The 23,002-nt window shown below is 60.4% G+C and carries 20 protein-coding genes; 16 read left to right on the top strand and 4 right to left on the bottom strand.

All coding sequences use genetic code 11. The annotated features are described in order from the left end of the window. Nucleotides 1–39: 39 nt before the first annotated feature. The gene (locus AC061P_RS12675) at nucleotides 40–372 is read left to right on the top strand and encodes a type II toxin-antitoxin system HicB family antitoxin (RefSeq protein WP_480391359.1); all 333 of its coding nucleotides are present in this window, start codon (nucleotides 40–42) and stop codon (nucleotides 370–372) included. 27 nt (nucleotides 373–399) lie between these two features. Then, nucleotides 400–807 (top strand): PGPGW domain-containing protein, encoded by a 408-nt coding sequence (locus AC061P_RS12670; RefSeq protein ID WP_480391358.1) that lies wholly within the window; start codon nucleotides 400–402, stop codon nucleotides 805–807. Here the strand turns inward: AC061P_RS12670 and AC061P_RS12665 are convergent. Beyond that, nucleotides 779–1,276, bottom strand: a complete 498-nt coding sequence (locus tag AC061P_RS12665; protein ID WP_480391357.1) for a M24 family metallopeptidase — start codon at nucleotides 1,274–1,276, stop codon at nucleotides 779–781. The two genes, AC061P_RS12670 and AC061P_RS12665, sit on opposite strands and share 29 nt — an antisense overlap. Then, nucleotides 1,276–1,860 carry an NUDIX hydrolase gene (locus tag AC061P_RS12660; protein WP_480391356.1) on the bottom strand — a complete coding sequence of 195 codons (585 nt, stop codon included), beginning with the start codon at nucleotides 1,858–1,860 and terminating at the stop codon, nucleotides 1,276–1,278. Before AC061P_RS12660 ends, AC061P_RS12665 begins: the two co-directional genes overlap by 1 nt. 140 nt (nucleotides 1,861–2,000) lie before the next feature. Between AC061P_RS12660 and kynA the strand changes: the two genes are divergently transcribed. From kynA to AC061P_RS12615, 9 genes are all read left to right on the top strand, one after another. Then, a complete protein-coding gene (gene kynA / locus AC061P_RS12655; RefSeq protein ID WP_480391355.1) occupies nucleotides 2,001–2,858 on the top strand; it encodes a tryptophan 2,3-dioxygenase in 858 nt (285 codons plus the stop codon). Then, nucleotides 2,855–4,036 carry an amidohydrolase family protein gene (locus tag AC061P_RS12650; RefSeq protein WP_480391354.1) on the top strand — a complete coding sequence of 394 codons (1,182 nt, stop codon included), beginning with the start codon at nucleotides 2,855–2,857 and terminating at the stop codon, nucleotides 4,034–4,036. Before kynA ends, AC061P_RS12650 begins: the two co-directional genes overlap by 4 nt. Beyond that, nucleotides 4,033–5,250 carry a kynureninase gene (locus AC061P_RS12645; protein ID WP_449647594.1) on the top strand — a complete coding sequence of 406 codons (1,218 nt, stop codon included), beginning with the start codon at nucleotides 4,033–4,035 and terminating at the stop codon, nucleotides 5,248–5,250. Before AC061P_RS12650 ends, AC061P_RS12645 begins: the two co-directional genes overlap by 4 nt. A gap of 6 nt (nucleotides 5,251–5,256) precedes the next feature. After that, nucleotides 5,257–6,075 (top strand): PaaX family transcriptional regulator, encoded by an 819-nt coding sequence (locus AC061P_RS12640; protein ID WP_480391353.1) that lies wholly within the window; start codon nucleotides 5,257–5,259, stop codon nucleotides 6,073–6,075. Between the two features lie 236 nt (nucleotides 6,076–6,311). After that, on the top strand, nucleotides 6,312–10,580 hold the full coding sequence (locus tag AC061P_RS12635; RefSeq protein WP_480391352.1) for an ExeM/NucH family extracellular endonuclease: 4,269 nt from the start codon (nucleotides 6,312–6,314) through the stop codon (nucleotides 10,578–10,580). 165 nt (nucleotides 10,581–10,745) lie between these two features. Beyond that, a complete protein-coding gene (gene cysK / locus AC061P_RS12630) occupies nucleotides 10,746–11,684 on the top strand; it encodes a cysteine synthase A (RefSeq protein ID WP_449647591.1) in 939 nt (312 codons plus the stop codon). A 53-nt stretch (nucleotides 11,685–11,737) separates the two neighbouring features. Continuing rightward, on the top strand, nucleotides 11,738–12,307 hold the full coding sequence (gene cysE / locus AC061P_RS12625) for a serine O-acetyltransferase (RefSeq protein ID WP_449647590.1): 570 nt from the start codon (nucleotides 11,738–11,740) through the stop codon (nucleotides 12,305–12,307). Nucleotides 12,308–12,365: 58 nt separating this feature from the next. Then, the gene (locus tag AC061P_RS12620; protein ID WP_480391351.1) at nucleotides 12,366–13,352 is read left to right on the top strand and encodes an ABC transporter ATP-binding protein; all 987 of its coding nucleotides are present in this window, start codon (nucleotides 12,366–12,368) and stop codon (nucleotides 13,350–13,352) included. Beyond that, a complete protein-coding gene (locus AC061P_RS12615; RefSeq protein WP_449647588.1) occupies nucleotides 13,349–14,410 on the top strand; it encodes an ABC transporter permease in 1,062 nt (353 codons plus the stop codon). Before AC061P_RS12620 ends, AC061P_RS12615 begins: the two co-directional genes overlap by 4 nt. Nucleotides 14,411–14,426: 16 nt before the next feature. Here the strand turns inward: AC061P_RS12615 and AC061P_RS12610 are convergent, their stop codons facing one another. Next, on the bottom strand, nucleotides 14,427–15,140 hold the full coding sequence (locus AC061P_RS12610) for a DUF981 domain-containing protein (RefSeq protein ID WP_449647587.1): 714 nt from the start codon (nucleotides 15,138–15,140) through the stop codon (nucleotides 14,427–14,429). Nucleotides 15,141–15,410: 270 nt separating this feature from the next. Here AC061P_RS12610 and AC061P_RS12605 point away from each other — a divergent pair, with 270 nt between their 5' ends. The 3 genes from AC061P_RS12605 (at nucleotide 15,411) to AC061P_RS12595 (ending at nucleotide 18,988) form a co-directional block, all read left to right on the top strand. Next, nucleotides 15,411–16,742 carry an ABC transporter substrate-binding protein gene (locus AC061P_RS12605; protein ID WP_480391350.1) on the top strand — a complete coding sequence of 444 codons (1,332 nt, stop codon included), beginning with the start codon at nucleotides 15,411–15,413 and terminating at the stop codon, nucleotides 16,740–16,742. 147 nt (nucleotides 16,743–16,889) lie between these two features. Then, nucleotides 16,890–18,023 carry a carbohydrate ABC transporter permease gene (locus AC061P_RS12600; protein WP_449647585.1) on the top strand — a complete coding sequence of 378 codons (1,134 nt, stop codon included), beginning with the start codon at nucleotides 16,890–16,892 and terminating at the stop codon, nucleotides 18,021–18,023. Beyond that, complete coding sequence (locus AC061P_RS12595) at nucleotides 18,020–18,988, top strand: carbohydrate ABC transporter permease (RefSeq protein WP_449647584.1); 969 nt, start codon at nucleotides 18,020–18,022, stop codon at nucleotides 18,986–18,988. The genes AC061P_RS12600 and AC061P_RS12595 overlap by 4 nt, the downstream gene beginning before the upstream one ends. A 4-nt stretch (nucleotides 18,989–18,992) precedes the next feature. On the opposite strand, the gene AC061P_RS12590 is transcribed toward AC061P_RS12595, so the two are convergent. After that, a complete protein-coding gene (locus AC061P_RS12590; protein ID WP_449647583.1) occupies nucleotides 18,993–19,871 on the bottom strand; it encodes an EamA family transporter in 879 nt (292 codons plus the stop codon). Nucleotides 19,872–19,933: 62 nt separating this feature from the next. On the opposite strand from AC061P_RS12590, the gene recQ reads away from it, so the two are divergent. Further along, a complete protein-coding gene (gene recQ, locus AC061P_RS12585) occupies nucleotides 19,934–21,994 on the top strand; it encodes a DNA helicase RecQ (protein WP_449647582.1) in 2,061 nt (686 codons plus the stop codon). Nucleotides 21,995–22,031: 37 nt separating this feature from the next. Further along, complete coding sequence (locus tag AC061P_RS12580) at nucleotides 22,032–22,985, top strand: siderophore-interacting protein (RefSeq protein ID WP_449647581.1); 954 nt, start codon at nucleotides 22,032–22,034, stop codon at nucleotides 22,983–22,985. Nucleotides 22,986–23,002: the final 17 nt, after the last annotated feature.

Genomic DNA, 23,002 nt, shown 5'->3' with positions numbered 1-23,002 from the left:
AGTCCTAGCCGCGATTGCGAAATTGGAGGGAGAAAAGCTGTGAGCATTTCACGTGCGGAGCACTACACCTACCGCGTGCGATGGTCTCCAGAAGACGAAGCATTCGTAGGAACAGTGGCAGAAATGCCATCTCTGTCCTGGGTCGACGACCTCTCGGAGGGCGCCTTTGCAGGCATTAGAGACTTGGCCCAAGGTGTGATTGACGACATGCTCGAAACCGGTGAGATTCCACCCCCCGCGATTGCAGACCGCACGTACTCAGGCAAATTTATGGTGCGTGTCACCCCTGAGTCGCACCGACAGTTAGTGATCGAGGCCGCTGAGCAGAACGTTTCGCTCAATCGGCTCGCTGCGAGCCGTCTCGTTTCTTGAGCTATGGCACTCTCGTAGAATCGCATCATGAACGAGAAGCCATCGCCTGCCGCACGAGCGGGTTCAGTGCTGGGGCATGCAGCCAGTTCGGCTGCGCATGGAACGCGCGAAGCGATCCGCAAGAACCCCACGGTGAACCGCGTTTATCGCACCACCGTTGGCGTCGTGGGCGGCACAACCGTCGCGCTCGGTGTGGTGCTCATCCCACTGCCGGGCCCCGGTTCTCTGGTTGCTATCGGAGGGCTTGCGTTACTCGGCACCGAGTTTGAGCCTGCGAAGAAGGCTAGCGCCAAAGCAAATGCTCTCGCCCGCAAAGCTCTCTCGACAGCGAACGAGAAGCGCAAGCGACGTGCGGCTCAACGTGCCGAAGCCGAAGCCGAAGCCGAAGCCGAAACCGACAGCGACGCTATAGCTCCACGAGCCGGTCGTTCGTGAAGTAGTAAGTGTTCTCGTGCTTGAAGCCATCAGCACCTCCGGGGCGACGGATGTGAGGCGCGAACGTAAAGAGAGCAGTGTCGCCGATCCGTGCAGCGTTTCCCTTCTCTCGGTAAATGCGATCTGCGCTCCGCTGTTCGATCAAGTCGCTATGCAGCTGTGCTTCGGCGAGCACACCAGCCCTCCAATCGTCGCGCGCAGCAATCCGCGCATCCTCGATGGCCGAACTGTTCTCCACGATGATCGTGCGTGCAAAGTCACCCCTGAAGCCGTCCCGCTCGGGGCTCAGGTCAATCGTGATGATCTCTTCGGCTCGGATGATGCCGTCGGCTGTGGTGTATTCGTGCCCGGATACCGAGCTGAAGGTGTCTTCGCCGCACAACACGCGGGTTTGGCTGGCGCGGATATTCTGGCGCGCGACATCCATCGTCTCTCTTGCGATCGACTGCATGGCCCGGTTGTCAGTCATCACTTGATGTCGCTTTCAGTCACCGCGGCCACAGCTGTTGTCGGATCAGCCTGTCGTGTGGCTCGCAATGTCGTCACTGCGGCCAGGCGCGCCGGAAAGTTGTCGGGCACCGCGGCGGGCAGCGCGTTGGTGGGGAACCAGCGCACGTCTTCGCTTTCTTCACTGGCCGCGAAATCTACATCTGGCGCGGCGACGGCAACGAAGCCCACATCCCAATGAGCGGCGCACGCGAAGCCGCCGTGCAGTTCGTGCCGGTCAAGATCAACGATCGAGTCAGAGCGGAGGGTGAGGTCAGTGATGCCCGACTCCTCACGAGCTTCGCGTAGTGCGGCATCCGCGACGGACGCATCCTGCGGCTCAATGTGGCCACCGAACTGCACCCAAAACTGTCCTTTGCGGTGAAAGCACAACAGCACGCGCTCGAAGTCAGGCGAGAAGACGAAACAGGATGCCGTCACATGCTCGGGCCCACCATCGCGCTTGAGCACATCCGACCCGCCCGCCGTAACAAAGGAGAGATAGGACTCGCGGACGGGTGAAGCCGGGAGTGTGGCAAGGCTGGTCAGGAAGTCGTCGATGATCACTTGGCCATTATCCGATACGAAGATCTCGGCGTCGGAGTGGCAACTGCGGGAGACTTCACATGCACTAGTGCAGAGTAGTTGCGCAGAAACACGCGAACAGAAGTGTGGCGGCCGTCGCAAAAGTGCAATAGGGTGTCGTCATGTCGGATACTCACAACGAACGCGCCCTTGAAGACGAGATAGTTACCGACTTTAGCGAGCGGATGTCGTACGGCTCATACCTAGAGCTCGATACGTTGCTGAGTGCGCAGACTCCGCAGAGCACCCCCGAGCACCACGACGAGATGTTGTTCATCATCCAGCATCAGACCACCGAGTTGTGGCTCAAGCTCGTGATCCACGAACTCACTTCTGCCCGCGACCTGATCGCGAACGACAACCTCTCTATTGCGCTCAAGCGCATTGCCCGCGTCAAGCACATCCAACGCACCCTCACCGAGCAGTGGTCGGTGCTCGCGACTCTGACTCCGAGTGAGTATTCGCAGTTCCGTGACTACCTTGGTAGCTCCTCCGGATTCCAGTCATATCAGTACCGCGCGGTGGAATTTCTGCTTGGCAACAAAAACGCGGGAATGCTGAAAGTCTTCGAAGCGCATCCTGAAGCCCACGCTTTGCTGAGCAAGCTACTCGCGGAGCCGAGCGTTTACGACGAGTTCTTGCGCTACCTCAGTCGCCACGGCTATGACATTCCTGACGTGGTACTCAATCGCGACGTCACTCGTGGCTACGAGCAAAACGATGAACTGATCGATACCTTCCGCCACATCTACGACAACGAGAGCGAACACTGGCTCGCCTACGAAGCGTGCGAAGAGTTCGTCGACCTCGAAGACAACTTCCAACTCTGGCGCTTCCGTCACATGAAAACCGTCATGCGCATTATCGGCATGAAGCGCGGTACGGGCGGATCGAGCGGCGTCGGCTTTCTTCAGAAGGCCCTCGACCTCACCTTCTTTCCCGAACTCTTCGCCGTGCGCACCGAGATCGGCCGCTCGTGACCGAACAACCGAACCCAGTTCCAACTTCAGATGCGGGACCGGAATCAGCGCCCGACTCCGCCCTCACCGTCGATTACGCCGTCGATGGCTTCTGGCTGCGTGAATGGCACGGTCCCGCAACAGTTCGTGTCAGCTCCCACGGCATCCGAGCAATAGCGGATGCCCCGATTCCCACCGCAGTCCGTCTTCCGGGAGTGCTGCTTCCGGGCTTTCGCGACTCGCACGTGCACCTCGGATTGACGGAGCCGCGCGCTCTCATCGCCGGCGGTCTCGCTGCTGTTGACGACTTGGGCGGGCACCCTGATCGGCTTCACGAGTGGTCCTCTGATGATGCGGTTCCTGCCCTCAACTATGCGGGGGCGTTCATTACGGCGCCTCACGCTTACCCGGCGAACCGGGCGTGGGCTGCGACACTCGCTGTCGCTGAAGTCTCAACGGGCGAGGAAGCAATGCTCGCCGTCGCGCAACAGTTGGCGGCGGGGGCAACCCTCGTGAAGGTTGCGTTGAATGCGGAAGACGGCGCCGTCATTGACGATGACACTCTGCATGCCATGGTCGAATACGCTCACAGTCGGGCGGCAGAAGTTGTCGCCCATGCGCAGGGAGCTGGCCAAGCACAGCGAGCTTTTGCTGCCGGTGTTGACCGGCTGGCGCACACGCCGTGGACAGAGAAACTCAGTGACGCCCTGATCGACGAGATGGCGCAACCAAACTCCCGGTTTTTGGCCGGGCGCCACTCGTGGATCAGCACCCTCGACATCCACGGCTATGGTCAGCGCGGCCCAGACTTCGAGCGTGCGAGCGATAATCTGCACCGCTTCCACACCGCTGGCGGCACCGTGCGCTATGGAACAGACCTGGGCAATGGCGACTTGCCACCCGGTCTCAACCAGCGTGAATTAACAGCACTGCAGGATGCCGGGGTGCGCTACGACGCCCTGTTGCGTTCGCTGTGTCTCCCCAGTTTCGGCAGCACCGTTAGTTACTTGCCGACGGTTCCTCTGGCCAACACTGATTTGGCGTCGTGGTTGATGACAGCCACCGTCGTCAGCGCTCACGAACTGCTCCACCCCAGCTTTGCGGAGAGTGCGACCCGCGCGCGCTCCGCTCGCGATGTCGACGATGCCGTCCCCACCGCAACGACCCCCATCCCGATCACGTGGAGGAACGACCTATGACCGACACCAGCATTCAGGCTGCCGAAGTACTCGATGCCGCTGACCCGCTGAAGGAGTACCCTGCGAAGTTTGTGCGGTCGGCTGAGGTGCGCGCGTACCTCGACGGCAACTCGCTTGGACGACCGACAACGGCGAGTGCGGCCCGTCTCGCCGAATTCGTCGACGAGCAGTGGGGCGGACGCCTCATCCGCGGCTGGGATGAGTCGTGGTACAACCTGCCCCTAACGCTCGGTGACCGCCTCGGCGCTGCCACTCTCGGTGCTGCGCCAGGCCAAACCTTCATCGGCGACTCAACGACAGTCGTGCTCTACAAACTGATCCGCGCTGGCCTCACGGCGCGCCCCGAGCGCAACGAGATCGTGATCGACACCGGCAACTTCCCGACCGACCGCTACCTGGTCGAAGGCATCGCCGCCGAACTCGGCAAGACGCTGCGCTGGATCGACCCTGCGAGTGACGGGGGAGTCACCGCCGACGAAGTGAAGGCCGCTCTCAACGAGAACACGGCCCTCGTCGTCATCAGTCACGTCGCCTACCGCTCCGGCTACCTCGCCGATATGCCCGGCATCACCGCCCTCGCCCACGAGGCGGGAGCACTTGTGCTCTGGGACCTCTGCCACTCCGCCGGCGTCGTCGAAACCGAACTGGACAAGTGGGGCGTCGATCTTGCTGCCGGATGCACCTACAAATACCTCAACGGAGGCCCGGGTTCACCAGCTTTCGGCTACGTGCGCGCCGAGCACATCGAGGCGATGACGCAACCGATCCAAGGCTGGATGGGCAGCAACAACCCCTTCGAAATGGGGCCGGGCTATGCGCCGCATCAGGGCATCCGTCGCTTCATCAGCGGCACGCCATCGGTCGTCGGTTCGCTCGCGATGCAAGACATGCTCGGGCTCATCGAAGAAGCGGGCATTCCGGCGATCCGTGCCAAGTCGATCGCTCTCACTGAGTACGCCCTCGCACTTGTCGACGAGCTACTCGTGCCCCTCGGCGTCACAGTGAGCTCCCCGCGCGACGCCGCCGAACGGGGCAGCCACGTCACAATTGACCACGAGAGCTTCGCGACCGTAAATGCCGAACTGTGGAAACAGGGGATCATTCCTGACTTCCGGCGACCAAGCGGCATTCGTCTAGGGTTGTCGCCGCTCACTACGACTTTCGCCGAAGTGCAGCTGGGCATCGACGCCATTCACGCACAGCTCACCAAGTAGCCGCCCATGATTCTGGATGACTTCGACTCCCGCCCCGGAAGCGCCACCTCACTGCTGCGCACCTTTGTTGGCTCGCAGCTGCGACAGCTCGGTGGCTGGATCTCGTCGGCGCAACTCGTGCACGTCCTCGAGGCGTTGGGAGTGCCTGCGAATGGCGCTCGCAGTGCCATCGCACGAGTGAAATCAAAGGGCCTTCTTGTGCCCGAAATGGTCAACGGCCAACAGGGTTATCGAGTCAATGCGGATGCCGTCCCCATGTTGGAAAGCGGCGACCGTCGCATCTTCAATTTCCGCCAGCAACGCGAGAATGACCCGTGGTGCCTGATCTCGTTTTCCATCCCTGAGTCGCGCCGAGATGCCCGCCACCAGCTGCGGCGTCGTCTCGGTTGGATTGGATGCGGAACGGTTGCTACCGGTCTCTGGATTTGCCCTGCCCACCTCAAGGATGAGGTGTCGGAGATCCTTAACGATCTTGAACTGAGCGAGTGCGCAACGCTGTTCATTGCGGGGGCTCCTGAAGCTGAGCGCTCATTGGCGGATGCCGCGGCTCAGTGGTGGGACTTGGATCGTTTGCGTGAGCTCCATGAACGTTTCCTTGCTCAACACTCGGCGCAGGTAGGTCCGGCCGCGAGTGATGCTGAGGCTTTCGCTCGCTACATTCAGGCGCTCGACCAGTGGCGAGTCGTCCCCTATTTGGATCCGGGATTGCCGGACTCGGCGTTGCCAGAAAACTGGCCGGGACAGGCGAGCCTTGACCTCTTTGGTCGCATCTCCCGTTCGCTGGCAGCGCGCGCTCATGCGTTCGCTCGGTCGACTGCGCACTGAGGCTGCTGACCTGCCGGTTGCACTTGGCGACCCCCAGTCGGGCTCGGCTGAGCGGCAAGAGACTGATCTGAAGTTCAGCAGGACGGTGTCTAAAAGTGCACAAGAACAACGGGTTACGCGCACATGAGCATTTGATTTAAACCCTTGGAATGGGCTGTGAGCAGGGCTATGGTCTCAGGTACCCCTGTTAAGGGGGTAGACCGCAGATTTCACAATTCTCGAGGGGACTGCCCGTTATGCACTATCAACGCAGCAGGTCAACGCGATTCTCGGTAGGGGCAATTGCCACCTCCTGCGCTATCGCTCTGGCCACGCTTACCGCTCCGGCCGCATTCGCAGCCGATGCAACGGCGACGATTGCCGATGTCCAAGGCACTTCAGCATCTAGCACAATGGTCGGCGTTTCCGTCACCGTTGAGGGTATTGTCACAGCCGACTATCGCGGAGCTTCCGGCTACCGCGGAATTGTCATCCAGACTCCAGGATCGGGTGGGGCTAGCGACGCCACTCCCGGCGCGTCAGACGGAATCTTCCTCTACCTCAATAACCTCAACCCGGCAGTCGCTATTGGTGACAAGGTCACAGCAACCGGCCCCGTTGACGAACGTTTCGGTCAAACCCAGATCGGTGCCGGCTCAACGCCAGCAACCGTCGAATTGGTGACCGCAGCAGCTGACCTCGACCCCGCTGACCTGATTCAAGCAACGGCGCTTGACTCCAGTGTTGTCGGAGACAACCGTGAACCTCTTGAGTCGATGCTCGTCGCCCCTACCGGTGACTACCTCGTCAGCTCGAGCCACCAGCTCTACAACTTCGGTACCCTCTGGCTCAGCCCAGAAGAGCTTGCCGTCAAGAGCACCGAAACCACGGATGCCGGAGCTGCCGCCACCGCGATCGCTGCAGCAAACCGTGCCAGCCGAATCTTCCTCGATGACGGCTACAGCATCCAAATCTCGAACGGGTCGCACCCCGGTGAGCAGCCCTACTTCTCGGCTGACACTGTTGTACGCAACGGTGACACCGTTGAGTTCCCGGCAAACCCTTACATTCTGAGCTATGGCTTCGACGACTGGCGTTTGCAGCCGACTATCGCGATCAACGATGCGAGCCCGGCGGAATACCGTCCAACGTTCACGTCGACGAACCCCCGCGAAGCGTCGGCTCCCGTAGTTGGCGGAGACTTCAAGGTTTCGGCCTTCAACGTCTACAACTACTTCACGACGCTGACGAGTGAAGACTCGGATGCTCGTGGCGCAGACACCGCTGAAGAGTTCGCTATCCAGCAGTCGAAGATTGTTGCCGCCATCAACTCGCTCGATGCTGATGTTGTTGGTCTCATGGAGATCGAGAACTCGGTCAAGCTCGGTGGAGACCTCGACGAAGCGCTCATGGATCTCGTCGGTGCGCTCAATGCGGCCGCCGGTGAGGGAACCTGGGATTACGTTCGTACGCCAGCAGCGCTCAACGATGCAGCGATCACTGACTTCATCACGAACGCGATCATCTTCAAGCCAGCAGCAGCCACTCCCGTTGGCGAAAGCTTCACTGCCGTTGATGAGACGGTGTGGGACATCGCGCGTGAGCCGATCGCTCAAACCTTTGAGTCGAACGGCGAACTCGTCACGGTGATCGCTAACCACTTCAAGTCGAAGGGTGGTTCGGGAACCGAGCCAAGCGATGGTCAGGGATTCTTCAACATTGAGCGTGTTGAGCAGGCTAACGCCGTCAAGGACCTCGTTGACTCGATCTCCGCTGACCCAGCCAAGAGCGACCAGGTAGTGCTCGTTGGCGACTTCAACGCCTACTCCGAAGAAGACCCCATTCAGGTCTTCACTTCGGCGGGTTATGTTGACACTCTCGCGGCCATGACCGATGACCAGTACACCTACACGTTCGACGGTGAACTGGGATCGCTTGACCATATCATCGTCTCGCCGTCGCTCGCCGACCACGTGACGGATGCTGCTGTCTGGAACATCAACTCGCCTGAATGGTCTGACCGCGGTTACGCCTATGCGGCTACCGAAGCGGGCACCGTGTTCCGTTCCAGTGACCACGACCCGATCAGCATTGGTCTCAGTACCGAGGCTGCACCGGTCGAGATCGAGATCCTCACGACGAACGACTTCCACGGCCGCATTGAAGCTGATCGCGGCATCCCTGGCGCAGCTCAGCTCGGTGGAATGGTGAACTACTGGGAAGCTCTGAACCCCAACACTACGTTTGTCGGTGCTGGTGACTTCATTGGTGCATCCACGTTCACGTCGTTCATTCAGAACGACCAGCCCACGATTGACGTGCTCAACGAAATCGGACTCGACACGAGCTCCTTCGGTAACCACGAATTCGATCAGGGTCGCGCAGATGTTGACGACCGCATCTTGGATGCCGCCGACTGGCCCTACCTTGCAGCGAACCTCTACGACCGGGCAACAAATGCTCCGGCCTATGACGAGTTCTTCCTGCAGGAGTTCGATGGAGTGACCGTTGGATTCATCGGTGCCGTTACCGAAGACCTCAACGAGTTGGTCAGCCCCGCTGGCATCGCTTCGCTTGAGGTTCGCGGAATCGTCAGCGAGGTGGATCGGGTAGCCGACTACCTCACCGACGGTAACGACGCCAATGGTGAAGCCGATGTTCTCGTTCTGCTTGTGCACGAGGGTGCCGCCACCACGGATATCTCGTCCTCGACCGACGACTCGGCCTTTGGTCAGATCGTCACGGACCTGAGCCCGAAGGTTGACGCGATCGTTTCCGGTCACACTCACCTCGCGTACGATCACGAGGTTGCAGTGGCAGGCATGGACCGCCCACGTTTGGTCGTTTCGGCTGGACAGTACGGTGCCAATTACGGTCACTTCGACCTGACGGTTGATCCGGCAACGCAGGAGATCATCTCCTTCAGCGCCGAGGTGCTTCCGATCGCGGGCTTCGAGCCAGACACAGCCGTGCAGGCGATCGTTGATGAGGCCGCTGCGCTCGCCAACGTTCTTGGCTCGGTCAAGGTTGGTGAAATCTCCGACAGCATGTTCCGTGCGGTGCAGAACCCTGCAGGCACAACAACGTTCCCGGAGAACCGCGGTGGAGAGTCAACACTTGGCAACTTTGTTGCTGATGTTCAGCTCTGGGCAGCATCCGAGTTGGGCGCAGAGGTTGCGTTCATGAACCCGGGTGGTTTGCGTACTGACCTCGTCTACGAGTCCTCAGGCGCTGGCGATCCGGACGGAAACGTGACGTACCGTGAGGCCGCGAACGTGCAGCCTTTCGCCAACACGCTCACGACCATGTCGCTGACAGGAGCCCAGATCAAAATGGTTCTTGAAGAGCAGTGGCAGCCGGCCGGTGCCCAGCGCCCGTTCCTCAAGCTTGGAGTTTCGGAAGGGTTGACCTACGCGTACGACCCCACCGCAGCGCAGGGTGAGCGGATAACGGCGATGTACCTCAACGGTGTCGCAGTGGATGCCGCAGCAAGCTACAAGATTGTTGCTAACTCCTTCCTCGCAGCGGGCGGCGACAACTTCGCCACTCTCGCAGCGGGAACGAACCGTGCCGACAGTGGACGCGTCGACCTGCAGGCCATGGTCGACTACTTCGAAGAGAACACGGTGGCTTCGCCTCCGCTCGAACAGCGTGCCATTGGTGTTGTTGTATCGGCTCCGGATGCTGACGGCTACAACCCCGGTGATGCCGTCACGCTCGATCTGTCGTCGCTCACCTTCAGCCGCGGCGGCTCAGGCGCCACCACGGTCGAGGTTTCGGTTGACGGCACTGTGCTCGGTTCGGCAACGATCGACCGCACCATCGTCGACACCACGGATGAGCAGGGTCGCGCCAGCGTGACTGTCACGATTCCGGCCGGCACACCAGCAGGCGCGCTCGCGCTCACCGTGATGATCCCCGGAACGGAAACCGCAATTGCGGTGCCGATCGAGGTCACCACGACTGCCGAGGCCATCGAGAACACGAAGGCTCCGAGCATCCGTGGAAAGGTCGAAGTTGGTAAGACAGTCAAGGCTGTTCACGGCAACTGGAGCGTGCGGTCTGTTGACTACAGCTACCAGTGGCTGCGAGATGGTGCACCAATCGCTGGTGCAACAGACAGCCGCTACCGCATCACCGCTGAGGACATCGGCACCGAACTGAGCGTGCAAGTCACGGCCAGCAAGGACGGTTACTCGGATGGTGTGGCTGTCTCCGCCTCACAATCAGTAGAGAAGATCTCGTCGAAAGTCAGCGCGAGTCCTTCAAGCTGGTTGGTGTGGGGCAACCGTTCGATCACGGTCGACACGAAAGTGACGGTCGGCAAGGATGGCACTACGGCGGGCGACGTGACTGTGTATGACGGTCGCACCGCTGTGGCGACAACCGAGGTCGGCAACAAGGGCAAGAACTCGGTGAAGCTGCCGAAGTTGAGCCGTGGTGTTCACTTCATCTGGGTCGAATACTCCGGTAACGACACTGTGGAGTCCAGCTCGAGCTGGCCGCGACTGGTGCTCGTCTTCTAGAGAGCACCTCGCAACTAAGCGAATAACGCGAAGAGGGCCCCGCACTGCGGGGCCCTCTTTTCGTTGGTTACTCAGTTTGATGAAATAAATTTGGCCTGCTGAGTGCTAGTAACTATGGTGAGCAAGCTCCCATCGATCTCCTACCTGCGAAGGAACCCCTGAATCATGGCAAGTCGTATCTACAAAAACGTCACCGAACTCGTCGGGAACACCCCTCTGGTTCAGCTCAACGCTGTAACAGAGGGCGCTGGCGCAACGGTGTTGGCCAAGCTCGAGTTCCAGAACCCTTCCGCCAGCGTGAAGGACCGTATCGGCGTTGCCATCATTGACGCTGCCGAGAAAGCCGGCGCACTGAAGCCAGGCGGAACCATCGTTGAGGGCACAAGCGGAAACACCGGAATTGCTTTGGCAATGGTTGGTGCGGCTCGCGGATACCGCGTTGTGCTCACCATGCCAGAGAGCATGAGCAAGGAGCGCCGGATGCTGCTTCGTGCGTTCGGTGCAGAACTCGTCTTGACTCCAGCAGGGGAGGGCATGCGCGGCGCTGTGGAGAAGGCAGCCGAAATTGTGGCGAACACTGAGGGTGCCGTTGCGGCCCAGCAGTTCGCTAACGCAGCGAACCCCGCCATTCACCGCGCGACCACTGGCCCCGAGATTTGGGCTGACACCGATGGTGCAGTCGACATCTTCGTCGCTGGCATCGGAACCGGCGGAACAATCACTGGTGCTGGTGGCTACCTCAAGGAGCAGAACCCCGAAATCAAGGTTGTTGCTGTTGAGCCTGAAGAATCTGCCATCCTCAACGGCGGAGCACCTGGCCCCCACAAAATTCAGGGAATCGGCGCCAACTTTGTACCCGAGATTCTCGACCGCGATGTGTACGACGAGGTTCTTGACGTCAACATCACCCAGTCGGTGACGATGGCTCGTCGCCTTGCCGCAGAAGAGGGCATCCTCGCTGGAATCTCCTCCGGAGCGACCGTTCACGCGGCCCTCGAATTGGCTAAGCGCCCCGAGAACGCGGGCAAGACGATTGTCGTGATCATCGCGAGCTTCGGTGAGCGCTACCTCTCGACTCTGCTGTACGAAGACCTCGTCGACTAATAGCGCGTCTCGCTAGCTCAATCACCGACCATCCCAACAGACGGATAGCCCTATTGTTTCCTCGAACCCGTGAAGATATTGCTGCTGTGCGCCAGCGCGACCCTGCAGCTCGGGGCTCTTTCGAGATTTGGCTAACCTACTCAGGGATGCATGCGATCTGGGGTTACCGCTTCACTCACTGGTTGTGGACCGCGCGGGCGTTTTTCCTTGCCCGCGTGGTTTCTCAGTTCGTTCGCTTCTTGACCGGTGTGGAAATTCACCCTGCGGCCCAAATCGGTCGCCGGGTAATCATTGACCACGGTTCCGGTGTTGTTATTGGAGAGACCGCGATCGTTGGCGATGACGTTTTGATTTATCACGGTGTCACTCTTGGCGGCACAAGCTCCCACGGAGGCAAACGGCATCCAACCCTCGGCAACGACATCGTTGTTGGGGCTGGTGCCGCAGTTCTCGGCGACATTACTGTCGGCTCAGGCTCGGTAGTGGGGGCTGGAGCAGTCGTAGTCTCGAGCGCACCCGCCGACTCCCTGCTCGTCGGTGCTCCTGCGGTAGCGCGCCCCAAGCGCGGCACGAAGGTCTCAAAAGACAACTTCAACTACACCGATCCCGCGATCTATATCTAGCCAGCCGCTCCCCCTTGGGGTCGAGCGGGGTGCCTTTCTGTAAGTTATGCTCAGTTGCATGACGTCAGTTGAGGCATCACCTATCCCGCCAGGCCCTCGCGATCCTGCGCTCACAGAGTCAGCGCCGACCGGCATCGTTGTCGAAGGCGTTGGTCGCTCATTCGGCACGGTTCATGCCGTGCGTGACGCCAGCTTCATTGCCAAGCCGGGTACCGTAACGGGGCTGATCGGCCCCAACGGTTCGGGCAAGACAACGCTCATGCTCATGTTGGCGTCGCTCTTGCAACCGGATGCCGGCAGCATTCGCATCTCTGGTCATGATCCTGTGACCGAGACGGCAGCGGTACGCGCGCGACTGGGATGGATGCCCGACGTGCTCGGCTCGTGGCCTAGCCTCAGCGTTCGCGACACCCTCATCTACACGGCACGCATGTACGCGATGGATAAACCTGCCGCTGCAACGCGTGCGGCAGAGCTGATCACTCTGGTTGACCTTCCCGAGCTCGCAGATAGCCCCACCCGGGTGCTTTCGCGCGGGCAAAAGCAGCGACTCAGTTTGGCTCGCGCTCTTGTGCACGAACCCGATGTGTTGTTGCTTGATGAACCAGCATCGGGACTCGACCCGGTAGCGCGCGCCAGCCTACGAACCCTCGTGAGGCGCCTCGCTTCTGAAGGCAAGACGCTCCTAGTCTCCAGCCACGTGCTCTCCGAACTCGACGAGATGGCTGATGGCGCCGTCTATATCTCCCAAGGGGTGACGGCATCAGCCGAGGCGCTTGCGCGCAGTCGCGCCAGTGCTCGGCCGTGGCGTATCCGCTCGAGCGACGTCGTGGCCCTGCGTGCGGCGCTCATCGCCGACGGCATCGATGACGCCGCGATTGCGACCGATCGCACGGAACTCATCGTTGCCCTTGAGGGGGAAGCCGAGGCATCCGTTCTGCTAGCACGCTTGGTCGGCGCCGGTGTTGAGATCAGTACCTTCGCTCCCGCCGTTGGTGACCTCGAACATGCCTTTATCGACCTGAGCTCGGGAGAAACCACATGAGCGCATTCTTCTCCGGAGTCGGGGTAATTCTTTCGCTAGAACTGCGCCAGCGGGTGCGCACCGTGAGCTGGTACATCCTGCTCGCGGTATTTGTCGCACTGATTCTTGTCGTCACCGTGTTGCTCTCCTTCGCCCTCAACGGGTTCGGGAGCACGAGCGGCGGTGGCGGTGGCGTGTACTCCACGATCATCTACTTTGTGCTGCTGCTCGGCACGCTCGTGGCCCCAGCTCTCAGCGGCAATGCCATCAATGGCGACCGGGATGCCGGAACTCTTGCCACCACTCAAGTGACGCTCATCACGACCGGTCAACTGATCATGGGCAAATTTCTCTCCGCGTGGATTACCGCGCTCGCCTTCTTGGTCGCCGCGGTGCCGTTTCTGATCTACGCCGCGATTGTCGGGCAGCTCTCCGCAAATACAATTCTGGTCTCGATCATTGTTTTGGCGATTGAGCTCGGCGTCGTCGCTGCAGTTGGTGTTGGTCTTTCCGGACTCATGAATCGACCACTGTTTTCGATCGTCGTGACCTACCTTGTCGTTGCCGCCCTCAGCGTCGGCACGCTTATTGCCTTTACGCTTGGCGGTCTCGCACTACAAACCACCGTCACTACGGTGTCGAGCTACGCCCTCGAATACGACTCCAAGGGCGTTCCGACATCGTGTTCGACGCCAGAAGAGTACGAATACCAAACGCCCCGATTTGATCTCTTCTGGGGAGCACTCGCCGCCAACCCCTATGTGATCTTGGCGGATGCCGTGCCAACAACGTATGACTCGGACGATCAACCGACGGATCTCTTCGGCTACTTCAAGTTCTCGGTTCGACTGGCGCAGCTGTCTCAGGCTGACGGTTACGGGGGGTCCGAGTGCGTCGTAGGGCAGGTTGATCAGTCATCGCCGTACTCAAACCCGCGGACCGTTATCGAGTCCACGACTCCCGGTTGGGCAGTGGGGCTCGCGACTCACCTAGTGCTTGCCAGTGCACTGCTCGCGGGAGCGTTGGCGCGAACGCGAACTCCAGCAGCCAAGTTGAGCCGCGGCAGTCGCATCGCCTAAAGCGGCGACTTTCGTGTTAGCCCATCGTGTTGACGATAAGACCGATGTGGGTAAAGAAGTTGAGAGCGCCGAAGAGCAGGAATGCGACGCCGCCGAGGGCTAGTGCAACTCCTGCGACCCACTGCACCTTGGTGGGCGTACTGCGCACAGCAAAAACGCGGGTGGCGAAGGGGAAGAGCAGCGCTCCGACACCGACGAGGCCAAAGAGCCCTGACATGAAAATTGCCTCAACCCACGGCCATTCGGCGAAAGCGCCAGAGATGGGTTCCTCCGGCGGAGCAGCGAAGAGCTGGAAGATGATTCCCGCGAAGGCAATTGCGATAAGCGAAAGTCCGAGACCGAAGATGAGCACGCCGAGCGGTTGCGCGGTTTTGGCAACGGAGCGTGCGGCATCCGCTGATTCTTCAAATGCGTCGGCGCGACGCCAGAGCACGAAGCTGGCGGCCAGCAGGAGAACTCCAAACGCGAGGCTTGGCTCCCCGAAGATGATGTTGTCGAACGGGAAATACGCGGCGAACGGCCACGTGAGCGTCATATGGGCGCCGGTGATCGTCAGGATCAGACCAAGCACCCCAAAATTGACAGCGTAGCCGCGGAACTCAACCTCGGTCCCCGCCATGAGCCTTCGCGCGAACAAGACAAGGCTGATCAGGCCCGCTCCGGCAGCCACCGCCATGATGGTGTTGTAGGTCGGCATCTGAGTCCAGTCAATTACTAGTCCTTGTTCCATGAATCCAGTGAACACCCGCACTCGTGAATACTCAACTTTGCCTAGAAGAGGGCCCCAATTGCCGAGTCCGCATCGCCTAATGTCTCATTCCGGTTTCGGTCGATGAATCTGAACCGTAAGCGCTTGCAGAACCCTCTCGGGGTGGCCTAGCGTGATAAATGAACACGCTCTCTGGAGGTTTTGTCACTCTGATGGGGCAGGTTCAGAGCTGCAGTTGTTCCCCCGCATGCTGCTCGGCTTGCGGGCAAAACCTCGACGAGGAGGATTTGTATGATTTCCCACCACTATCGACGAGCCCTACTTCCGATTGCCACTCTCGGCATCGCAGGTATGGTTCTCACCGGTTGCGCATCAGGATCTGGTGGCACAGGTGGCCCTGGCGACTCGGGTGATGCGGATGGCGTCGTTACCATCTACGGCACGATCGCAGACACCGAAGCTGAACTTCTCGAAGAATCCTGGGCTGACTGGGAAGAAGCGAATGACATCGACATTCAGTACGAATCGAGCAAAGAGTTTGAAGCTCAGATCAGCATCCGTGCTCAGGGTGGCAACGCACCCGACCTAGCGATCTTCCCGCAGCCAGGTCTTCTCGCTGACCTCGCATCACGCGACTACATCCAACCGGCACCTGAAGGCGTCCAGGCCAATGTCGACGAATTCTGGTCAGCAGACTGGGCCGCGTATGCCACCACAGGCGACACCCTCTACGGTGCGCCCCTCATGGCCAGCGTCAAGGGCTTCGTCTGGTATTCGCCGTCAGACTTCACAGACTGGGGCGTAGAAGTGCCGGAGACGTGGGATGAACTTCTCGCGCTCACCCAGACCATCGCGGACAAGACCGGTATGGCACCGTGGTGTGCCGGATTCGGTTCGGATGCCGCAACAGGCTGGCCAGGAACCGACTGGGTAGAAGACCTCGTGCTTCGCGAGGCCGGACCAGAAACCTACGACAAGTGGGTTTCTCACGAGATCCCGTTCAGCGATCCTGCGATCGTTTCGGCGTTCGACTCCGTTGGCGACATCCTCTTGAACCCTGAATTCGTGAACGCGGGATTCGGCGACGTGAAGTCGATCAACTCCACGCCGTTTGGTGACCCCGCTCGCGCCCTCGGCGACGGCACGTGTGCACTCCACCACCAGGCATCCTTCTTCGATGGGTTCATTCAGGACCCCAAGAACGGAAACGCCTCGGTGGGACCGGATGCTGACATCTGGGCCTTCGTCACTCCTTCCGTTGAAGCCGGCGGCAATGCTGTCACCGGTGGTGGCGAAATCGTGGGTGCCTTCTCGAACGACGAAGACACGATCGCCGTGCAGGAATACCTGTCGAGCGCTGAGTGGGCTAACTCTCGAGTGAAGTTGGGTGGTGTCATTAGCGCTAACAATGGCCTTGACCCTGCCAGCGCAAGCAGCCCCATCCTGCAGCAGGCCATCACGATTCTGCAGGACCCCGACACTACGTTCCGCTTCGATGCATCCGACCTCATGCCGGGTGTTGTTGGTGCTGGATCGTTCTGGACCGGAATGGTCGACTGGGTCAACGGCAAGTCAACTGAAGAGGTGCTGTCGACTATCGATGCCTCATGGCCATCTGAGTAGCACCGTCTAACGATGAGCGTGGGCTGGAAATTTTAGCTTCCAGCCCACGCTCTCTTTTCTCCCGCTCGTGCCCACTCCTCGGTAGAGTCGAAACAGCAGTACTGCCTGTGAAGTGAAGAGTCCAGTGATGCACTCGAAAGGTCGCTAATGTCAGCTTTTCTTGCGTGGATTTCCACGCTCCCCGCGCTCGCTCAAATACCGCTTGTGCTTTTGGCATTCTTCGCGGTGATCGCCCTGCTGATTTTCTTCATTGAGATCGCCCCACGCAGTGGCCGTAGGTACACGATCATCCGTGCCGCCGCCTGCGTGCTGATCCCGACACTCATCTTCTTGGCCCTTGGGTCTGTGTACTGGGCGGCGGGAGCAGCAGCCGTTTTCGGCGGGCTCTTCTTCATCCTCGATTACCGCTCGAAGCAGGGCGCGGGCTACCTCTTCCAGCTCATTGGCTTCATGAGTCCGGCGTTTTTCTTGCTCGCGATTGGCCTCATCTACCCGACCATCCAGACCACGATTCAGGCCTTCATGAATAGCCGCGGAACGCGATTCGTGGGCCTCGAAAACTTCATCTGGATCTTCACTCAAGACACCGGCATCCGCACCGTTCTTAACACGGTCGTGTGGGTCTTGATCGTTCCCACGGTTTCGACCATTTTCGGTCTCGCCTATGCCGTCTTCATCGACAAGTCGCGCGGCGAGAAGATCTTCAAAGTGCTCGTCTTCATGCCGATGGCCATCTCGTTCGTCGGCGCGAGCATCATCTGGCGCTTCGTGTACGCGGTGCGCCCGGCCGACCAAGAGCAAATCGGGCTACTCAACCAGATTGTGGTCTGGATGGGCGGGCAACCGGTCGACTGGATCTCGAATTCCCCATGGAACACTTTCTTTCTCATCGTCGTGCTGATTTGGATTCAGACCGGTTTCGCCATGGTGATCCTGTCGGCCGCGATCAAGGGTGTTCCCGCCGAGCAACTGGAGGCCGCGGAGCTTGACGGAACGAACGCGTGGCAGAGTTTCATCAATGTGACAGTGCCGGGCATCCGCAGCTCCCTTGTTGTTGTGCTCACCACGATCTCGATTGCCTCACTGAAAGTCTTCGACATTGTGCGCACCATGACTGCCGGAGCGAACGAGACCAGCGTTATCGCCAACGAAATGTACTCGCAGTGGCAAGGCTTCGAGGTGGGCAGGTCTGCCGCCTTCGCGGTCGTGCTGTTCGTGATGGTGCTGCCGATTGTCGTGTATAACGCGAGACAGATTGCCAAGCAGAGGGAGATCCGATGACCGCGACAGTGCCCGCGAAGCTTCCACTCGGCAAGAAGACCGAGAAGCAACTGGCTCGTGGCGAAAAAATGGGAGCAGCCAAGCGCACCAAGAAGCGCCTCACGAGCCGAGGTGCCACGATCGCGGCTCTCGTGATCGCGGTGCTGTGGACAACTCCCACGTTCGGACTCTTCGTCTCCTCGCTGCGCCCGCCGGAGGAAATTCTGCGTAACGGCTGGTGGACGATCTTCCAAAACCCTGGCTTCACACTCAACAACTACACCGAGGTGTTGGCGGCCGGAAACAGCACGCTGAACCTTGCTGGCGCGTTTATCAACTCGATCGCCATCACGTTGCCAGCCACGATTTTCCCGCTCGTCATTGCGAGCCTGGCAGCCTACGCATTCGCTTGGATAAAATTTCCTGGTCGCAACTGGATGTTCATCGGAGTCTTCGCACTACAGATCGTTCCCCTGCAGATGGCGCTAGTTCCGCTGCTGAGTCTCTTCTCTCGTGGGCTATCGATCGGCGACATCGAGCTGTTCTCGAGCCTCAACGCCTCTAACTCGTATTCGCAGGTGTGGATTGCGCACACGATCTTTGCGCTGCCGTTGGCGATCTTCCTACTGCACAACTTCGTCTCCGAGATTCCTTCCGAGCTGATTGAAGCAGCCAGAGTGGATGGCGCGGGCCACGGTCAAGTCTTCTTCCGCATCGTTCTCCCGCTCACCATGCCGGCGATCGCCTCCTTTGCGATCTTCCAGTTCCTGTGGGTCTGGAACGACCTCCTCGTGGCGCTCGTGTTTGCCGATGGAAGAGTCGCGCCGATGACGAAACTCTTGGCAGAGATCACCGGTAGCCGCGGTCAAGACTGGAACCTGCTTACCGCAGGCGCCTTCATCTCGATCCTCGTGCCGCTCATCGTGTTCTTTGCGCTGCAGCGCTACTTCGTGCGCGGACTGCTCGCTGGTTCGACGAAGGGATAGTGCTCTAGCCGCCCACCACAAGCAATACGCTCGCGGTGATACCCAACGCAATACCGACATATTGCAGGGGCGCGATTCGCTCGCGCAACACGATCGCCGCAAGCAGCACAGTGCCTGCCGGGTAGAGCGCAGTCAGTACGGCAATGACCGAAAGGTCGCCGATGCGAACTCCCGTGATGATCGCCATGTTGGCGATTACGTCGAGAGTGCCGCCGACCATCGCGAAATAGATGCCGCGGCGCCAGAGTGACGAGCGGCCCGGAGCTGGCGCTCCGGCTCGGCGGCGCTTAGCCAACGCCGCCATCACAAAGAACAGCGTGAACATGACGAGCGCGTTGACGACGCGGTTGCCGAGAACCGGGATGATGCCAGAGTTGTCGGGGGCGGCATCCAGAATCACAAAAAACATCCCAATGGCGGTGCCCGCACCAACCGCCATGAGCAGTGCTTTGGTGCTCGGTCGCACGGCATCTTTTTCGGGAACGAATCCCACAAGCACGACGGCGATGAGCGCGACAGGAATCGCGACGAAACCAAACGCCCCGAGCGATTCTCCGCGCAGCAGACCGACGGTCACTGGCACGATTGCCGACATGACCGCGGTCACAGGAGACAGGATGCTCATGGGCCCGATCGCGAGGCAGGCATAGAGCAGACCGATCGCCACCGCGCTATTGACGCCGGCGATGGCGCCGTAGATCACGGCCTCTGTCGACCACACGTTCGAGACGAACGGGAAGATGAGGAGCAACACGGCAAGGCCCGCAACGGCTCCCACTGCAGTAGCCAGAATCGGGCTAATTCGCTTGGCTGCCATACCGCCGAAGAAGTCAGCGGCACCGAACGTGAGCGCGCTAGAAAGCCCGAGAAATACGGTGAACATGGTGCCTGTCGCTATGGGGATGAATCATACCAATGGTAGTGGCTGCGCCTAGACTTCTCGGCATGGTGTCTGCCCAGTCTGTTCTTGAGTCCACGTTCGGTTACGACTCGTTCCGGGGGCAGCAAGGCGAAATCATCGACACCATCGTGCAGGGTCGTGATGCCCTCGTGCTCATGCCCACCGGTGGCGGCAAGTCGCTGTGCTACCAAATTCCTGCGCTTGTTCGCGAAGGCACCGGCGTTGTCATTTCGCCCCTGATTGCATTGATGCAAGACCAAGTGGATGCTCTCGCAGCCGTCGGCGCGCGTGCGGAGTTTCTCAACTCCACCCAGTCCGCCGACGAGCGCACGCGCGTCGAAAACGCGTACCGGGCTGGTGAGTTGGATCTGCTCTACCTCGCGCCCGAACGCCTCCGCGTCTCGTCCACTGTGTCACTCCTCAAGCAGGGTCAGATCGGGCTCTTCGCCATCGACGAGGCGCACTGTGTGTCGCAGTGGGGCCACGACTTTCGCCCCGACTACCTGCAGCTCGACGTGCTGCATGACCTATGGCCTGATGTTCCGCGAATTGCCCTGACCGCGACCGCGACCGAAGCCACTCGCAAAGAGATCGCCCAGCGACTCAAGCTCACTGACGCAACGCAGTACGTTTCTAGTTTTGACCGGCCCAACATCCAGTACCGCATTGAGGCGAAGGCGCAGCCGTTGCAGCAGTTGCTGACCCTGTTGAACACCGAGCACTCGGGCGACGCTGGAATTGTGTATTGCCTATCGCGGGCCTCGGTCGAGAAGACGGCGCAGTTCCTGGTCGAGAACGGCATCCCGGCGCTGCCGTATCACGCGGGTCTCGACTCCAAGATTCGGGCAAGCAACCAGAGTCGTTTCTTGCGCGAAGAGGGCATGGTGATGGTGGCCACGATCGCGTTCGGCATGGGCATCGACAAGCCCGACGTGCGTTTTGTCGCGCACCTCGACCTGCCCAAGAGCGTTGAGGGCTACTACCAAGAAACAGGTCGTGCCGGTCGTGATGGACTGCCTGCGACGGCATGGCTCGCTTACGGCTTGCAGGATGTCATGCAGCAGCGCCGCATGATCGATCAGTCGGGTGGCGACCTGGCCCACCGTCGCAACTTGAGCGCGCACCTCGATGCGATGCTCGCGCTCTGCGAAACCGTGGAGTGCCGCCGCGTGCAGTTGCTCGGCTACTTCGGTCAAGAATCGACGGCGTGCGGCAACTGCGACACGTGCCTGTCTCCGCCCGAGTCGTGGGATGGCACGGTCGCGGCCCAGAAGCTAATGTCCACCATCGTGCGACTGGAGCGCGAGCGCAACCAAAAGTTTGGGGCTGGGCACCTGGTCGACATCCTCATCGGCAAGACCACGCCGCGGGTTACGCAGCAACGTCACGACGATCTGGCCACCTTCGGTATTGGTTCGGATGTCTCGGAGCAAGACTGGCGTTCGGTAGTGCGGCAGCTGCTCGCGCAATCGTTGTTAGCGGTGCAGGGGGAGTACGGCACGCTCGCGATCACCCCCGAAAGCGCGTCGGTGCTGAGCGGCGGGCGCACCGTGAAACTGCGCAAGGAAGCGCCTCGCAAGGCTCGCGGTTCCGGTGCAGCGGGCGGTGCGGCGAAGCGCAAGGTTATGACCGATTTGCCCGACTCTGCCACCGACCTGTTCGAGAATCTGCGCACGTGGCGTTCGGGGGTTGCGCGCGATAACGGCGTGCCCGCCTACGTCGTGTTCGCGGATGCCACGCTGCGCGGCATTGCCGTGACCAGACCCGAGTCGTTGGCCGAGCTTTCGGAGATCAGCGGAGTCGGCGAGAAAAAGCTCGAGACCTATGGAGCTGCCGTACTCGCGGTTGTTTCGGGGGAGCCGGTTGAGACGCCCAGTGGCACTGCGACGGATGACGCGGCTCCAGCATTTGCGGCAGCGCCTGCTACGGCGACCGCTCGTCAATCGCGTCATGCTGCTTCTCGGCCTGCGCCGTCACGACCTGCTGCTTCACGCTCTGCTGCTCGTCCATCGGTAGCTCCGGCAGTGTCAGTTCCCGGCGACGAAAACGACATTCCGTTCTACTCGGACGACGATGCACCCTATGACGGACCGCCCGAGCACTAACCTTTTCGTCCGAGGTTAGGTGTGCCATACTTAGGCAATGCTTACCTTAGAACGTGACATTGCGAAGGACGCCCGCCCGGGCTATCGACCCTTCGCTGCACGAGTGGAAAGCATCCGTGAACTTTCGCCTCGCTTTAGGCGCGTCACCTTCACTGGCACTGAGTTTGAGACCTTCGGAACTGACGGTTTCGACCAGCGAATCAAGATCGTCTTCCCGCTTCCGGGCATCGGCCTGAGCGACATCGGTGCCAACGATGCGCAGACCATCGCCGAGGGCACGTGGTACGCCCGTTGGCGTGCGCTTCCTGATGAGGCCCGCAACCCGTTCCGCACCTACACGATTCGTGCTGTGCGACCCGCGCTCCGTGAGATCGATGTCGACATGGTCTTCCACGGTGCCAACGGCCCCGCTGGGCAGTGGCTAGCGAACGCAGCGGTGGGCGACGAAGTCATCATCGTCGGGCCCGACGCGGCGAGCATCCAATCAAGGATCGGCATCGACTGGCATCCCGGCCCCGCCCGCACCGTGCTCCTCGCCGGAGACGAAACGTCCGCGCCTGCCATCTGCAGCATCCTCGAGCGCCTCGACCCCAGCGTTGAGGCTCACGCCTTCATCGAGATTCCGGATGCCGCAGACCGGCCACCACTGAATCTGCCGAGCAATTGCCACGTCACCTGGCTTCCGCGGGGAGAGCAGGCCGCAGGCTCAGCGCTCGACCCCGCCGTCCGGGCGTGGACGCAAGCCAACGCCTCACTCGTGTTGCCCGCACTCACGCCAGCCTCGCAACCACTCGGTGATATCGACGTCGATACGGAACTGCTCTGGGATTCGCCGGGCGAAGCATCCGGAAAGCACTTCTATGCTTGGCTTGCCGCCGAAGCGTGCGTCATCAAACTGCTGCGCCGTTTTCTTGTGAGCGAGACCGGTGTTGACCGCAAGCAGGTCGCGTTCATGGGGTACTGGCGTCTTGGCAAGTCCGAAGCGCAGTAACCCACACCACTACACCC

The organism is Rhodoglobus sp. G.S.4 (assembly GCF_056619605.1).
Note: the sequence above shows the minus strand (reverse complement) of the source record. Positions and strands in the feature narration are given on the sequence as shown.

Coding starts and splice junctions, on each gene's coding strand:
- AC061P_RS12670 (WP_480391358.1), top strand. CDS start 400: ATGAACGAGAAGCCATCGCCTGCCGCACGAGCGGGTTCAGTGCTGGGG.
- AC061P_RS12665 (WP_480391357.1), bottom strand. CDS start 1,276: ATGACTGACAACCGGGCCATGCAGTCGATCGCAAGAGAGACGATGGAT.
- kynA (WP_480391355.1), top strand. CDS start 2,001: ATGTCGGATACTCACAACGAACGCGCCCTTGAAGACGAGATAGTTACC.
- AC061P_RS12645 (WP_449647594.1), top strand. CDS start 4,033: ATGACCGACACCAGCATTCAGGCTGCCGAAGTACTCGATGCCGCTGAC.
- AC061P_RS12640 (WP_480391353.1), top strand. CDS start 5,257: ATGATTCTGGATGACTTCGACTCCCGCCCCGGAAGCGCCACCTCACTG.
- AC061P_RS12635 (WP_480391352.1), top strand. CDS start 6,312: ATGCACTATCAACGCAGCAGGTCAACGCGATTCTCGGTAGGGGCAATT.
- cysK (WP_449647591.1), top strand. CDS start 10,746: ATGGCAAGTCGTATCTACAAAAACGTCACCGAACTCGTCGGGAACACC.
- AC061P_RS12620 (WP_480391351.1), top strand. CDS start 12,366: ATGACGTCAGTTGAGGCATCACCTATCCCGCCAGGCCCTCGCGATCCT.
- AC061P_RS12615 (WP_449647588.1), top strand. CDS start 13,349: ATGAGCGCATTCTTCTCCGGAGTCGGGGTAATTCTTTCGCTAGAACTG.
- AC061P_RS12610 (WP_449647587.1), bottom strand. CDS start 15,140: ATGGAACAAGGACTAGTAATTGACTGGACTCAGATGCCGACCTACAAC.
- AC061P_RS12605 (WP_480391350.1), top strand. CDS start 15,411: ATGATTTCCCACCACTATCGACGAGCCCTACTTCCGATTGCCACTCTC.
- AC061P_RS12600 (WP_449647585.1), top strand. CDS start 16,890: ATGTCAGCTTTTCTTGCGTGGATTTCCACGCTCCCCGCGCTCGCTCAA.
- AC061P_RS12595 (WP_449647584.1), top strand. CDS start 18,020: ATGACCGCGACAGTGCCCGCGAAGCTTCCACTCGGCAAGAAGACCGAG.
- AC061P_RS12590 (WP_449647583.1), bottom strand. CDS start 19,871: ATGTTCACCGTATTTCTCGGGCTTTCTAGCGCGCTCACGTTCGGTGCC.
- recQ (WP_449647582.1), top strand. CDS start 19,934: ATGGTGTCTGCCCAGTCTGTTCTTGAGTCCACGTTCGGTTACGACTCG.
- AC061P_RS12580 (WP_449647581.1), top strand. CDS start 22,032: ATGCTTACCTTAGAACGTGACATTGCGAAGGACGCCCGCCCGGGCTAT.